This window comes from Halolamina litorea (assembly GCF_026616205.1).
Lineage (GTDB): Archaea > Halobacteriota > Halobacteria > Halobacteriales > Haloferacaceae > Halolamina > Halolamina litorea.
This window is the reverse complement of sequence record NZ_JANHGR010000001.1, coordinates 1,364,611-1,378,258: the sequence shown is the minus strand read 5'-3', so window position 1 is coordinate 1,378,258 and position 13,648 is coordinate 1,364,611. Positions and strand designations below refer to the sequence as shown.

The 13,648-nt window shown below is 68.9% G+C and carries 11 protein-coding genes; 6 read left to right on the top strand and 5 right to left on the bottom strand.

The window, feature by feature from the left end; genetic code table 11:
- Window positions 1–48: 48 nt before the first annotated feature.
- A complete protein-coding gene (locus tag NO998_RS07200; RefSeq protein WP_267646429.1) occupies window positions 49–1,839 on the bottom strand; it encodes a sensor histidine kinase in 1,791 nt (596 codons plus the stop codon).
- A gap of 226 nt (window positions 1,840–2,065) precedes the next feature.
- On the opposite strand from NO998_RS07200, the gene NO998_RS07195 reads away from it, so the two are divergent.
- Entirely contained in the window at window positions 2,066–3,454 is a 1,389-nt protein-coding gene (locus tag NO998_RS07195; protein WP_267646428.1) for a M20/M25/M40 family metallo-hydrolase, read from the top strand.
- A gap of 85 nt (window positions 3,455–3,539) precedes the next feature.
- A complete protein-coding gene (locus tag NO998_RS07190; RefSeq protein WP_267646427.1) occupies window positions 3,540–3,728 on the top strand; it encodes a hypothetical protein in 189 nt (62 codons plus the stop codon).
- A gap of 49 nt (window positions 3,729–3,777) precedes the next feature.
- Here the strand turns inward: NO998_RS07190 and NO998_RS07185 are convergent, their stop codons facing one another.
- The 3 genes from NO998_RS07185 to NO998_RS07175 all read right to left on the bottom strand — a co-directional run bounded on the left by NO998_RS07185 (window position 3,778) and on the right by NO998_RS07175 (window position 7,004).
- Complete coding sequence (locus NO998_RS07185) at window positions 3,778–4,686, bottom strand: hypothetical protein (RefSeq protein ID WP_267646426.1); 909 nt, start codon at window positions 4,684–4,686, stop codon at window positions 3,778–3,780.
- Window positions 4,687–4,758: 72 nt separating this feature from the next.
- Window positions 4,759–5,325 carry a response regulator transcription factor gene (locus tag NO998_RS07180; protein ID WP_267646425.1) on the bottom strand — a complete coding sequence of 189 codons (567 nt, stop codon included), beginning with the start codon at window positions 5,323–5,325 and terminating at the stop codon, window positions 4,759–4,761.
- A 77-nt stretch (window positions 5,326–5,402) separates the two neighbouring features.
- Window positions 5,403–7,004, bottom strand: a complete 1,602-nt coding sequence (locus NO998_RS07175) for a sensor histidine kinase (protein ID WP_267646424.1) — start codon at window positions 7,002–7,004, stop codon at window positions 5,403–5,405.
- A 123-nt stretch (window positions 7,005–7,127) separates the two neighbouring features.
- Between NO998_RS07175 and NO998_RS07170 the strand changes: the two genes are divergently transcribed.
- Entirely contained in the window at window positions 7,128–7,781 is a 654-nt protein-coding gene (locus tag NO998_RS07170; RefSeq protein ID WP_267646423.1) for a helix-turn-helix domain-containing protein, read from the top strand.
- A 58-nt stretch (window positions 7,782–7,839) separates the two neighbouring features.
- Here NO998_RS07170 and lhgO read toward each other — a convergent pair whose 3' ends face one another.
- Window positions 7,840–9,042: an L-2-hydroxyglutarate oxidase gene (gene lhgO, locus NO998_RS07165; protein WP_267646422.1), complete on the bottom strand. Its 1,203-nt coding sequence runs from the start codon at window positions 9,040–9,042 to the stop codon at window positions 7,840–7,842.
- 110 nt (window positions 9,043–9,152) lie between these two features.
- On the opposite strand from lhgO, the gene NO998_RS07160 reads away from it, so the two are divergent.
- From NO998_RS07160 to argH, 3 genes are all read left to right on the top strand, one after another.
- Window positions 9,153–10,373 (top strand): aminotransferase-like domain-containing protein, encoded by a 1,221-nt coding sequence (locus NO998_RS07160; RefSeq protein ID WP_267646421.1) that lies wholly within the window; start codon window positions 9,153–9,155, stop codon window positions 10,371–10,373.
- 279 nt (window positions 10,374–10,652) lie between these two features.
- A complete protein-coding gene (locus NO998_RS07155; protein WP_267646420.1) occupies window positions 10,653–11,885 on the top strand; it encodes an argininosuccinate synthase in 1,233 nt (410 codons plus the stop codon).
- Window positions 11,886–13,367 (top strand): argininosuccinate lyase, encoded by a 1,482-nt coding sequence (argH, locus tag NO998_RS07150; RefSeq protein ID WP_267646419.1) that lies wholly within the window; start codon window positions 11,886–11,888, stop codon window positions 13,365–13,367. It abuts the gene before it with no gap.
- The last annotated feature ends 281 nt before the right edge of the window (window positions 13,368–13,648 follow it).

Below are 13,648 nucleotides of genomic sequence, written 5' to 3'. Positions count from 1 at the left end.
CGGCCGGGGCACACGAGCACACCCCGACCGGCTGACCGGCCGACCGGCTCAGTCCTCGACGTGACCGACGCCGGAGAACTCGAACCGCGCGCCGCCCTCGGCGGACTCCGTGGCGTCGACGGTCCAGCCGTGAGCCTCGGCGAGTTCGGCGACGATGCTCAGCCCCAGTCCCGTCCCGCCACCGCCGGTGGAGTAGCCCGGTTCGAACACGCGTTCGCGGTCTGCCTCCGGGATCCCCTCGCCGTCGTCAGCGACGTAGAACCCATCGGCCGTCGGGCCGACGCTGACGGTGAGGTGCTCGCGCTCGGCCTCGGCCGACGCCTCTTCCCCCGAAGAAGTCCCGGAACGCGTCCCTGCTGCCTCCGCGTTGGCGGTCCCGACTTGGGCATCCGGGGAGTCGTGCACCACGCGGTCACCGGATCCCCTTCGGTTGCCCGTCGAGCCGTGCTCCACGCTGTTCCGAAAGAGGTTCTCGAACAGCTGTTGGAGCCGGCTCCGATCGGTCGAGATCACCGCGTCGGCGTCGACGCGGAGCCCCGCGCCGTCGGTGGCGACGGCTTGCCACGCCAACTCCGCCGTCGCGGCGAGCGGGACCGGCTCGACCTCGTCGACGGCGTCGCCCTCACGAGCCATCGTGAGGATGTCCTCGATCAGTACCTCCATGCGCTTGTGTGCCCGCTCGACGGCCGCCAAGTGCTCGCTGTCACACGTTTCGCGGGCCAACTCGGTGTGGCCGACCGCGACGCTCAGGGGGTTCCGGAGGTCGTGGCTCACGATGCTCGCGAAGGATTCGAGCCGCTCGTTCTGTCGTTCGAGCGTCCGCTCCTGTTCCCGAACGTCGGTCAGGTCGACCAGCACCGTGATCCGGTCGGGCGGCCCGACGAGGTTGTCGAACGAGGTGAACTGGACGTCCAGCCGACGCCCGATCCCGTCGGCCTCGACGACGAGGTCCTCGCGGGGCTCACCCGTCCGGACCGCGTCGAGCAGGTCGGGGTGGGCCGCCAGGGCGGCCTCGACGGGTTCTCCGACCACGGACGCCTCGCCCAGTCCGAGCAGGTCGCGGGCGGCCCCGTTGAGGTCGACGACGTGGCCGTCACCGGAGACGACCACGACCCCTTCGTCGAGCAGTTCGAAGACGGCGTCGCGGGCCGGCGTCGGGTCGACCGACTGCCAGGTGAGGACCGCGTAGGCGAACGCGACTCCCGTGACCCCGAAGAACACCTCCGGTTCGACGGGGAGCATGCCCGCGAGGTAGAGGAACTGTGCGGTCCACGGGACCAGCGGGGCGAGCAACAGCGTGAGGACGCGGCGCTCGACCACTTGATCGGCGTACGCCACCGCCCGGATCACCAGCGCGGTACCGACGACGTTCAGGGCGGCGCTGTACAGCCAGGCGGCCCAGAACGCGGCACCGAACTCCCGCTCCAGCATCACCGTGCCCCCGACGGTGACGAGGCCCACCGAGGAGCGGACGAGGCCGTGGTAGCCGTTTGTCCACGAGAGCAGCGTCACCGCGACCAACGGTGCCGCGAGCAGGGCGACCCGCCGCCGCGACAGTTGGTCCTCGTTGCCCGACAGCGAGAGTCCGAACGCGACGATTGAGACGGGAAGGACACTGATCCCGACGTACTGAACGTTCACCCAGAACAGCTTCGCCGACAGCACCGTCGCGGCCGCCTGGAGCGCGTTGCCGCCGGTCCACACCGCCACGGCGACGTTGAACGCCACCAGCGAGAGTATCGGAAGCGAGCGCTGTCGTCGGCGATACAGGTACGCCGCGGTTCCAGCGGTGAGTAGGGCCGTCCCGGCCGACGCGGCGACTTCCGGCGTGAACTGCATCAGCTCCGGTCCTCCGCCGTGGCGCGCGTGGCCCTACACATCTTCTCGAACGGAGGGTACAGCGTTTCGGCCATAACCGTATCGTATTCCACGGTGACAGGTCCGCGCGAGATAATCTCTCGACCTTGGATCAGTCCGTTCCAAGCCGCCTCTATCGCCGCCTCCGACGCGCATTTATCCCACCCCTGCCACCAGCCCGCATGGACACGAACACGGGTGACCGACGATGAGCGCCGAGGCGCGCCAGTTCGTCGACGACCACGAGGACGACCAGCTCGCGGACCTCTTCGACCTCCTCTCCCAGCCGTCGGTCAGCGCGACCGGCGAGGGCGTCGCGGAGTGTGTCGAGTTGGTACAGGAGCTCTGTGAGACGTACGGCTTCGACGAGACGATGCGCATCGAGACGCCCGGCCAGCCGGCGGTGATCGCTCGGGCCGACGCCGACGAACGCGCCGTGGCCGGCGACGAGGCGCCGACCATCTTCGTCTACGGCCACTACGACGTGCAGCCGGCCGACCCGGACGAGTGGACGACGCCGCCGTTCGACCCGACGATCCGCGAGGGCCCGGACGGCCGTGATCGGATCTACGCGCGCGGTGCCGGCGACAACAAGGGCCAGTGGTTCTCACATCTCTGTGCGGTCCGTGCGCTGCGGGAGACGACCGGTCTGCCCTGCAACGTCACGCTCCTGCTGGAGGGCGAGGAGGAGAGCGGCAGCCCGAACCTCGACGGGGTTGTCCGGGAGTACGCCGACGTGTTCGCCGACGCCGACCTCGCGTACGTCGCCGACGGCCCCATCGACGCCTCGGGCCGCCCGCACGTCCTGATGGGCGCCCGCGGGATGCAGTACGTCCAAGTCGACGTGACGGGGCCGAACCGCGACCTCCACTCGGGGAACTACGGCGGCCCGGTCCCAAACCCCGCGTGGGAGTTGGTCCGGATCGTCGCCTCGCTCAAAGACGAGACCGGCCGGGTGACCATCGACGGCTTCTACGACGACGTGCGCCCGATCGACGAGCAGGACCGCGAGGCCCTCGACGCGATGCCGTTCGACGCCGAGGCGGTCATGGCCGACCTCGACATCCACGCCTTCGCCGAGGGGCCCGGCGATAGCTACCTCGAGAAACTGCTCTACTACCCCACCTGCAACATCTGTGGGTTCTCCTCGGGCTACGGCGGGGAGGGGAGCAAGACCGTCCTGCCCTCGACGGCGACGCTGAAGATGGACATGCGCCTCGTCGCCGATCAGGACCCGGAAGCGATCTACGACGCCTTCGAGGCTCACGTCCACGAGCACGCCACCGGCGTCTGTGACGTCGAGGTCACGAAGATGGGTCAGATGTACCCCCAGCGGACCGCGCTTGACCACCCGGTTCGGAAGCCGGTGATGGACGCCGTCGCCGCCGCGTGGGCGACCGATCCGATCCTGAAGCCGACCCTCGGCGGGTCGCTCCCGACGGCGGTGTTCGAGCGTGAACTGGGCCTGCCCTGCGTGACGGTGCCCTACGCGAACGAGGACGAGAACAACCACTCGCCCGACGAGAACCTCGCGCTCGACTGCTTCCGGAGCGGGATCCTGACGAGCGTCGAACTGTTCTCGGGGCTTCCCCAGTAGGTTCGAACCGGGGCCCCGTACCCGGCCCCCGCTGCGGGGACACAGCCATCCGATTTATCACTATCGTGGGAGAATCGATCGGTGAATGAGCTCCGATAACGCGACCGCAGAGCAGCTGAACTATCTCTCGAACCTCATCGTACTCGGCATCCTGATCAACACCTACTACTACTTCGGGTTCGGCGGCGCGTTCATCGCGTTCGTCCTCGCGGCGCTCCTCGAGCCGGTTTCGAACGTCGACGTACTTGGCCCGTCCACCGAGGCGAAGGAGTAACGCCTCGGCGGGACCGGCCGAAACGCGAGGACAGTCCAGCGACCCCGCGTCAGAACGAGAGCGCGTCGCCGGCCGCGCGCTCCTCGGTGGCGACGACGACGCCCGAGTCGGTGCTCACGTCGGCCTCGGAGAAGTTCAGCACGCCGACGGATGCGTCCGCGCTGACCCGCGCCTCGACGGCCGCCTCCGGGTCGGAGACCGTCTCGGGGAGGACGAAGCCGCTGGTGAGGGTGACGAGGTCGTTCTCGCTGTCGGAGACGCTGAACCCGGTGGCGACGGCCGTCGGCGTCGTTTCGCCGACCTGCAGCCCCACGTCGTCGCCGAGTGAGACCTGCGTGTGGGACTCCTGCCCGACCGCCGACTGGATCGAGGCAAGCGGGCCGTCGTTGCTGGCCCGTCGGTTCCCCTTCTCGCGGGCGTCGATCAGCGACTCGATCGCCGCGCGGTCGCGGTCGCCGTTGCCCGCGATGGCGATGCGGCCGTCGGCGACGCCGACGAGGTAGGAGGTGAGCGTCGCGTCGATCCGGTAGAGTTCGTAGCCCTCGTAGGTGCTGTTGACTGATTCAGCCCCCTGTTCTTCCTGATAGGCCGTGACCATCGCCGACTGGTCGAACTCGGCCTCGACGCCGTAGAGCGAGGTCGCCCAGCCGCCGTTGTAGTAGACTGAGTCGAGTTCTCCGAACTCCAGCGTCGGCACGGGCGGGTCGAGGAACGCCGCCATCAGGTCGTAGCGGTCGCCGAGCACGTAGCGGTTCTCCGCGAGCGTCGAGGGCTTCATCGCCCGCATCGACTCGCCGCTCTGGTCGGCGCCGCTGCCCTCCTGTTCGGGGGTCCACTGGCCGTAGACGGTTGCACTACCGCCCAGGCTGCCGCTCCCGGAACAGCCGGCGAGACCGACCAGCGCTGCTGCGCCGCCGACACGGAGGGCATCACGTCGCGTGAGTGTCGTCTGTTCCATGCCCACCGGTTCGCCATCTACCGGCAAAACCTTTCTTGCCGATGGAGTGTCGGGAACGTAACACCTGGCCGCTCAGACCACGTCGTCGAGCAGCGCGGCGAACTCCGCGGTGTCCATGTCGCCCATCTCCGCGTGGAGTTCGCCCTCCAGTTCCTCGATCCGGTCGCCGAGTTCGTGGTAGCGCTCGTCGTCCTGCAGTGCCGACTCGGTGTTCTCGGCTTCGAGCGTCGCCCGCTTCTCGACAAGCGCGTAGTAGGCCTGCAGCCGGTCGTCGTACTCCCGACGCTCCAGCATGGTGTCGACGGTGTCGTTGAGTTCGTCACGGTCGACCGGTTTGGTCACGTAGGAGTCGAACGGCATCTCGACGATGTCGAGACCGGGGTCGACGGCGGTCATCATCACCACCTGCGGGTCGGCCTCGCGGTCCCCTATCGCCGCGAGCACGTCCCGGCCCGAGAGCCCGGGCATCATGCGGTCGAGCAGCACCACGTCGACGGCGGGGTCGAGTTCCTCGAGGGCCTCCTCGCCGCCCGAGGCGGTTCGGACCTCCCAGTCGCGGTTCAGCCAGAGCTCGTAGGTGGTCCGCACGTCGTCGTCGTCGTCGACGGCGAGCACGACGGGTGGATCAGACTGATCCATCGATTGTCGCCCAAACGAAAGACATCCTGAAAAGCGTACGCCCCGCCGTCCGCGTGTGCGAGTCTCCCTGCCCTCCGTTAGCCGTCGAACGTCGTCTCACCTTTCGGGAGGGTGAGGACGAACCGCGCGCCCTCGGGGTCGTTGTCCTCGACGTGGACGGCCCCGCCGTAGCTCTCGATCATCGTGTCGATGAAGAAGAGGCCGAAGCCCGAGCCGCCGGGTCCGCCGGCTTTGGCGTTCGAGACGCCGCGGCGGAACACCTGGTCGCGCTCCGCGGCGGGGATGCCCGGGCCGTTGTCCGCGACTTCGACGCGCACCTCGTCGCCGGCGTCGGTCGCCGACACCTCGATCTGGACCTGCTCCTTGTCGTTGTGCTCGACCGCGTTGCGGAGCAGGTTCGCCACCACGTCGTCGAAGATGTCGTCGGCCTCCGCCCGTAGCCCGGCGTCGATCCGCGCGTCGACGGTGACCTCGGGGTAGTTGTTCCGGAAGGTCTCGATCCGCCGTTCCAGCAGCCCGGAGAGGTCGACCGGCTCGGTGTCGGTGCCGTCGGTGAGCGTGTTGAGCGCGGTCCGGATCCGGTCGATCTGGTCGGAGATCTCGCGGGCCCGTGTCAGGACGGTCGTGGCGAACTCCTCGTTGCGTCCGTCCAGTTCGTCCCGCATGATCTCCGCCCGGGAGTCGATCACCATCATCCCGTTCTGGACGTCGTGGCGCAACAGCGAGTGGAGGAACTCCAGTTGGTTGGTACGCTCCTCCAGGGTTCGCTCGCGCTCGGACTTCTCGCGGGCCAACCGCTCGGTTCGCTCGCCGAGTAGCTGTTCGCGCTCCTTGCCGGCGGTGATGTCCGGGAACACGACGAACGTCTCGTCCTCGGCGACGTGGACGGTCCGGAAGTCGTAGTACCGTCCCTCGGTCAGCCGCTCGTCGTCCTCGTCACGGGCGGCGGCAGTCAGCTTCGACGGCGGGACGTGGATCTCCTCCCGGTACGGCTCGTGACGGAGCGTCGCGCCGACGAACTGTTCGCGGTCGAACCGGCTGTCGTCGGTCGGCTCGGCGGCGTCGAGGAGTTCGTCGAACCCCACGGTGAACGTGTCGTCGAAGGCGGGGTTGGCGTCGCGGGCCCGAAGCTCCCCGTCGCGGTGGAACACCGTGACGATTCGGGCCTCGGTCCCGTCGAAGAACGAGCGGAAGCGGTCGCGTTCGGTGCGCAGTTCCCGGCGACTTCGCCGGCGGCGAACGTCGTAGAGGCCGACGCCGAACGCGGCGACCGAGGCCATCAACACGCCGTCGGCGGCGAGCACGTACGGTTTCACCTCCCCCATCGCGTCCAACTGGAGGAGGATGACGAGGGCGTAGACCCCGGTAGTAACGACCGCGCCACCGAGCGTCCACCGGGCGGTGAGTACCACGTCACCGTCGGCCCAGTCCCGCCTGAACAGCCAGATCCCCCCGCCGACCAACACCGACGCGAGCACGATCAGCACCGAGTTCTCGACCACCGTCGCCGCGAGCCCCCAGCCGAGGTTGCTCGCGTCGTCCCAGATGTCGAACGCCGGCACGCCGAGCAACGCGATGCCGACCGTACTGACCGCGGCGGCGGCGACTCGTGCACGGACCCCGCCGACGCCGTTCGCGCCGGCGCCGCTCGTCGGCACCCCCTCAATGTCCCCACTCATGGCCCGACCGTCGGAGGCGCGTCGGATAGTTCCTCGGGGGCGTCGGACCCGCGACAGCACGCATAAACGAGCCGGCTCTTCCCGGCCAATACGCATAAATCGGAGGGGAGCGACCGCTGAGGTATGAGCAGTATCCTCGAAGTGTCCATCGACTCCGAGGACTTCGTCCTCGGGCGGACACTGAACGTGGATTTCGACGTGACGATCACCTTAGAGGAGGTGATCCCGACGGGGAACCGCGCCATGCCGTACTTCTGGGTCTCGGGGAAGTCACTCGACGAGTTCGAGGAGTCCATCGAGAGCGACCCGACCGTCGAGGAGATCCACCAACACCTCCGGCTGACGGACTCGGCGCTCTACCGTGCCCAGTGGGCCGAACAGGTCCAGAGCCTCCTGTACAGCATCGCCGAGGAGGAGGGAACGATTCTCGACGGCGTCGGCTCCTCGGGGACGTGGCAGTTCACGCTCCGCTTCCCCGACCGGGAGAGCCTCTCGAACTTCCGGCAGCGCTGTGGCGAACTCCACATCTCGCTGGACGTACAGCGGGTCTACTCCGTCTCCGCCGACCAGATCGACATGGAGTACGGCCTCACGAGCAAGCAACGGGACACCCTCATCACCGCACTGGAGATGGGCTACTTCCACGTCCCCCGCGAGACCACCCAGCAGGAACTCGCGGAGGAACTCGGGATCCAGAGTTCCTCCACCAGCGAGACGCTCCGGCGAGCGACCGCCGAACTGATCGCCAACACCTTGCTCGAGAAGCGGACGGTATAGTCGGCGCCGTCCTGTTGCATCGTCGCATCGTCGCTTCCTTCGCTCCCAGCCACGACGGTCAGCGTTTCGCCGCGATCGTCTCCGCGATGTGTTCGCCGAACGGCAGCGAGCAGGTCAGCCCCGGCGAAACGGCGTTGAGGACGTGGACGGCGTCGTCGCGCTCGACGAACAGGGGGTCCTTCACGAGTTCGCCCTCCTCGCTCACCAACTGCGCGCGGATGCCGGCGTAGCTCTTGTGAAGGTCGTCGGCCCGCACGTCCGGCACCAACCGCTGGGCGGCAGCGACGAACATCGCCTTGCGGTAGGACTTGTTGAGTTCGTCCCACGCGACCCCGAGCATCTTCTTCGAGGCGAGCAGTCTCCGGAACCCCCCGAAGGTGAGCGTCTCGAACAGTTCGCCCGGGTTCAGGTCGGTGTTCTCGTACGCCTCGCGGCCGAACGCGAGCACCGCGTTGGGGCCGACGATCACCTTCCCGTCGGCGCGCCGGGTGTAGTGGACGCCGAGGAAGGGGAGTTCGGGGTCCGGCGTCGGGTAAATCATCGTCTCACAGAGCTCGGCTCGCTCGGGTCGAACCTCGTAGTACTCGCCGCGGAACGGGACCACTTGGTACCCCTCGCCGACGCCGACCTGATGGGCGAGCGTGTCGGCGTGGAGCCCCGCAGCGTTGACCAGCAGCGATACGTCGAACCGGCCGTTGCTGGTGTCGAGGCGGTAGCCCTCGGTCGCGTGTTCGATCGACTCGACCTCGTAGCCGGTGTAGACCGTGACCCCCAGCTTCCGGGCCTCCTTCGCGAGCGCGTAGACGTACTGCTCGGAGTCGACGGAGGCGGCCTCCGGCGCGTACAGCGCGGCCTGCCCCTCGGCGTAGGGTTCGTGCTCTCGGATCGCCGCGGGGGAGTCGAACAGTTCGTAGGCGACGCCGTTCGACTCGGCCTGGTCGGCCAGTTCGTGGAGGCGACGCTCCTCGCTGTCGCTCTTGGCGACGACGAGCACGCCCCACTCCTCACACGAGACGTCGTGCTCGGCGCAGTACTCCTTCATCCGCGCGGTCCCCTCCGCGGCAAAACGGGCCTTCGTCGACCCCGGTTCGTAGTTGAAGCCGGGGTGGAGCACGCCGGAGTTCCGGCCGCTCTGGTGGCTGGCGAGGTGGTGTTCCTTCTCCAGAACGGCCACGTCGAGGTCCGTCGACTCCGCGAGGTGTTTCGCGACCGAGAGTCCGACACAGCCGCCGCCGACAACCGCGACATCGTGGCGCATCATCCGGGTTCGTTCGGGGGTTTCGACAGCGGTGGCATATAGCTACTCTGCCCCTACCGGATCGTCCGCACCGCCACGGGTGGCTTTTTGACCCGCCGCCGTTGACTCCCCACATGACCGAGCAAGCACGCGAAGAGCGGTTCGATCACCTGTTCGCGACGACGGTCCGCGAGCGCCTGGGCGACCCCGGCTACACGGCCGGCGCTTCGCCCGACGCGCCCGACGCCGTGCCCCTGACCTACGGCTTCCCCTACCCCGACTCGTTCCCCGAGGCGGCGCTCCGTGACGCCGTCGACACCGTCCTCGAAGAGGAGGGATCGGACGTGCTCCAGTACGGCGGCGGCGAGTACGTCGATCGCCTCCACGAGGGAATCCTCGGCCGCGAACGCCGCCGCGGCATCGACGCCACTCGGGACGAACTGCTGCTCACGAACGGTGCGACCGCCGCGCTCGACGCCGTCGGCGCGACGTTCCTCGATCCCGGCGACGAGGTGCTGGTGGAGTCGCCGTCGTTCATGTGGAGCCTCGCGGTGCTCGACAACCATGGCGCCGAACTCACCGGTGTCGACCTCGATTCGGACGGCCTCGACCCCGACGCGCTGGAGGCGACCCTCGAAGCCCGCGAGGCCGCGGGCGAGCCGACCCCGAAACTGCTCTACACGATCCCTGAGTTCCAGAACCCGACGGGGGCGACGCTGACCCACGAGCGCCGTGAGCGCGTGCTCGAACTCGCCGAGGAGTACGACTTCCTCGTCGTCGCCGACGATGCCTACGGCGAACTCCGCTTTTCCGGGGAGTCGCCGCCGCCGCTGGCCGCACTCGACGACTCGGGCCGGGTGATCCGGCTGGGAACCGTCTCGAAAACCATCGCGCCGGGCGTGCGGACCGGTTGGATCGTCGCTCACGAGGCCCTGATCGAGCAGATGAGTCGCATGGCCGCCGGCGGCACCAACACGTTCACCCAGAGCGTGCTCGGGCGCTACTTCGACGCCGGCCACTACCAGCAGACGCTTGACGAACTGCTCGAGGGCTACGAGGAGCGCCGCGACGCGATGCTCGACGCGCTCGGACGGCACCTCCCGGCCGGTTCGACGTGGACCGAGCCCGAAGGCGGCTTCTTCCTCTGGATCACCCTCCCCGAGGGCGTCGACGCCGAAGCGATGCTCCCGCTGGCGGCCGAGGAGGGCGTGACCTACCTCCCCGGCGAGCGGTTCTACGCCGCCGACGGGAAGGGCACGCGCTCGCTGCGGGTGTCGTTCAGCCACGTCTCGCCCGAAGAACTGGAAGCGGGCATCGCCGCACTCGGCCGCGCGGCCGAGGCGTCACTGCAGTAACGACCGCCGAAACAGCTATTTACCCCCGGCCCAGACTGATCACTGTGACTCGCGCGACTAACGACGGCACGTCCGCCGTCGCCGCCGCTGTCGGCGCCGCACCCCGACAGCGACGGGTCGCGTTCCGGCCGCGGGCCATCTAGGCCCAACTCTATCTCACCCCATCGTCGCCGTTTCGCCGTCGTTCACCACTTTCCCGTCCGCGTAGCGTGCTGTATGTCCTTTTCTTCCAAACTTAGAAGCGCTGTATTTATGGGGTAGCACCCGTCAGAGTGGTGTATGACGAAAGTCGCACTCGCGTTCAGCGGTGGTCTCGACACCACCGTCTGTGTACCGCTACTGAAAGAGGAGTACGGCTACGACGACGTCGTCGCCGTGACCGTCGACGTGGGCCAGCCCGAAGCCGAGTTCGCCGAGGCCCGCGAAACCGCCGACGCCCTCGGCCTCGACATCCACGTCGTCGACGCCACCGAGGAGTTCGCGTCGCTCTGTTTCGACTCGGTACGCGCGAACGCCACCTACCAGGGCTACCCGCTCGGGACCGCGCTCGCGCGCCCCGTGATCGCCGAAGCCATCCTCGAGGTCGCCGAGGCGGAGGACTGCGACGCCATCGCCCACGGCTGCACCGGGAAGGGGAACGACCAACTCCGCTTCGAGACGGTCTGGCGCGGCTCGGACCTCGAAGTCATCGCCCCCGTGCGCGAACTCGGCCTGACCCGCGAGTGGGAGGTCGAGTACGCCGCCGAGCGTGACCTGCCCGTCGAGGCCGGCAACGAGGGTGAGTGGAGCATCGACACGAACCTCTGGTCCCGTTCGGTCGAGGGCGGCGACCTCGAAGATCCGAGCCACGTCCCGAGCGAGGACATCTACGACTGGACCGAGACGCCCAGCGGCGGCGAGGAGCTGGTCGAAATCACGTTCGAGGACGGCTACCCCGTCGCGCTCGACGGTGAGGCGCTGGAGCCGGTCGAACTGATCGAGACACTCAACGAACTGGCGGGCGCCCACGGCGTCGGCCGCACGGACATGCTCGAGGACCGCATGCTCGGGCTGAAGGTACGCGAGAACTACGAGCACCCGGCGGCGACGGTCCTGCTCACGGCCCACGAGGGGCTGGAGCAGTACGTGTTCACGAAGACCGAGCGCGACTTCAAGCCCCAGATCGACCAGCAGTGGGCCGAACAGGCCTACCGCGGGCTGGTGTTCTCCCCGCTGACCGAGAGCCTGAACGGCTACCTCGACGCCTCCCAGTCGAAAGTCACCGGCACGGTGACGGTGAAGCTACAGGGCGGGCACGTCCGCCCGGTCGCCCGCGAGTCCGAGTACGGCGTCTACTCCGAGAACGCCGCCTCGTTCAACACCGAAACCGTCGACGGCATCGAGCAGGCCGACGCGACCGGCGTGGCGAAGTACCACGGCTTCCAGGAGCGTCTGGCCAACGACGTGGCCGCGAACGCCGAAACCGAGACCGAACCGGAGAAAACCACGCTATCGACCGACGGCGGGGAGTAGATGTCCGGGGACACGGGCGGGAACGCCGAGACCGTCGTCCGCCGCGAGCGCTTCGCCGGCGGCCCGGCACGCTCGTTCATGTCGAGTCTCGACGCCGACACGCGCATCTTCGCGGCCGACCTCGCGGTCGACCGTGCCCACACGGTGATGCTGGCCGAGCAGGGGATCATCGGCGACGACGACGCCGGCGCCATCCTCGATGCGCTCGACACGGTCGAGGACGCCGGCCACGACGCGCTCCCCGAGGGCGAGGACGTACACGAGGCCATCGAGTCGGCGGTCGTCGCCGACGTGGGTCCCGCCGGCGGGCGCATGCACACCGCGCGATCGCGCAACGACGAGGTGGCGGCCTGTATCCGCTATCGCTTCCGCGAGGACCTCCTCGACGCCGCCGAGGCGACGCTGGACCTCCGCGGCGCGCTTCTCGACGCCGCGGCCGCGGAGACCGAGACCGTGGTCCCAGGGTTCACCCACCGCCAGCACGCCCAGCCGACCACCGTCGGCCACCTGCTCGCGTCCTACGCCGGCGCCGTCGCGCGCGACACCGACCGCCTGCTCGCGGCGTACGAACGCACGAACCGCTCGCCGCTCGGCGCCGCCGCCTTCGCCGGCACCACCTTCGACGTGGACCGCGGGCGCACCGCCGACCTGCTGGGGTTCCACGACACCATCGAGAACGCCGCCGACGCCGTCACCGCGCGCGACTTCCTGATCGAGGGCTGTGGGGCGTTCGCCGCGCTGTCGGCGACGCTTTCGGGACTCTCGACGGACCTGATCGAGGGCGCGAAGGACGGCCACGTCGATCTGGACGACGCCTACGCCTCGACCTCCTCGATCATGCCCCAGAAGAAGAACCCCGACTCGCTGGAGTTGGTCCGCGCCGTCGCCGGCGACGCCGTCGGCGACCTCACGGGGCTGCTGACGACGCTGAAGGGGCTCCCCCGCGCGTACAACCGCGACCTACAGCGTGCCACGCCCCACGCGTGGGACGCGGTGGACATCACTACCGAGGCGACCGAGGTCGCCGCCGGTGCGGTCGCCACCGCCGACTGGGACGCCGCGGCCTGCGCGGCCGATGCCGGCGCCGGCTTCTCGACGGCGACGGGCGTCGCCGACGCGCTCGCGGCCGCGGGGCTGCCGTTCCGTACCGCACACGAACTCGTGGCCGAGTCCGTGACGACGATCGACGACGGCGCCACGGTCGACGACCAGATCGACGCGCTCGCCGCGGCCGCCGACGCGGTGCTCGACGAGCCGCTCTCGGCCTACGTCGACGACGAGACGCTCGCGGACCTGCTCTCGCCGGCCGGGAGCGTCGCCGCGCGCGACTCCCACGGCGGCCCGGCGGCGTCGGCGGTCGAAGACTCGCTCACCCGGCTCCGTGAGACGTACGACGACCACGCCGCCGCCGTCGACGCCCACCGTGAAGGGCTGGCAGCGGCGGACGAACGCCTCGCCGCGGAGGTGGCCGACTATGTCTGAGGCGAATTTCGCTGCGACGCTCGTCCGGCTCCGGCGGCGACAGCCACGACTCTCTCGGGGTCGGCGGCGGCTCCGGGCCGGGAACCGGCGCCGGCCGGGCCGACTCCGGCGGCGGCCACGACGGCCGCGGCCCCTCCGGGCCACGACTCACTTCGCGCCGCTGCGGCCGGTTCCGCGCGGCACCGATTCGTCCGAAATATCCCCGTAGAGGCTTCCACGGGGCTTTTTTGCAGTTTTGAAGTAGATGGATTAAAGTACCCCCGTCGCCTCGAACCGAGTAC

What these genes read in the sequence shown, in the direction of transcription:
- NO998_RS07170 (WP_267646423.1), top strand. Translation starts at nt 7,128, where the DNA reads ATGAGCAGTATCCTCGAAGTGTCCATCGACTCCGAGGACTTCGTCCTC.
- NO998_RS07155 (WP_267646420.1), top strand. Translation starts at nt 10,653, where the DNA reads ATGACGAAAGTCGCACTCGCGTTCAGCGGTGGTCTCGACACCACCGTC.
- NO998_RS07175 (WP_267646424.1), bottom strand. Translation starts at nt 7,004, where the DNA reads ATGAGTGGGGACATTGAGGGGGTGCCGACGAGCGGCGCCGGCGCGAAC.
- argH (WP_267646419.1), top strand. Translation starts at nt 11,886, where the DNA reads ATGTCCGGGGACACGGGCGGGAACGCCGAGACCGTCGTCCGCCGCGAG.
- NO998_RS07160 (WP_267646421.1), top strand. Translation starts at nt 9,153, where the DNA reads ATGACCGAGCAAGCACGCGAAGAGCGGTTCGATCACCTGTTCGCGACG.
- NO998_RS07195 (WP_267646428.1), top strand. Translation starts at nt 2,066, where the DNA reads ATGAGCGCCGAGGCGCGCCAGTTCGTCGACGACCACGAGGACGACCAG.
- NO998_RS07190 (WP_267646427.1), top strand. Translation starts at nt 3,540, where the DNA reads ATGAGCTCCGATAACGCGACCGCAGAGCAGCTGAACTATCTCTCGAAC.
- NO998_RS07180 (WP_267646425.1), bottom strand. Translation starts at nt 5,325, where the DNA reads ATGGATCAGTCTGATCCACCCGTCGTGCTCGCCGTCGACGACGACGAC.
- lhgO (WP_267646422.1), bottom strand. Translation starts at nt 9,042, where the DNA reads ATGATGCGCCACGATGTCGCGGTTGTCGGCGGCGGCTGTGTCGGACTC.
- NO998_RS07185 (WP_267646426.1), bottom strand. Translation starts at nt 4,686, where the DNA reads ATGGAACAGACGACACTCACGCGACGTGATGCCCTCCGTGTCGGCGGC.
- NO998_RS07200 (WP_267646429.1), bottom strand. Translation starts at nt 1,839, where the DNA reads ATGCAGTTCACGCCGGAAGTCGCCGCGTCGGCCGGGACGGCCCTACTC.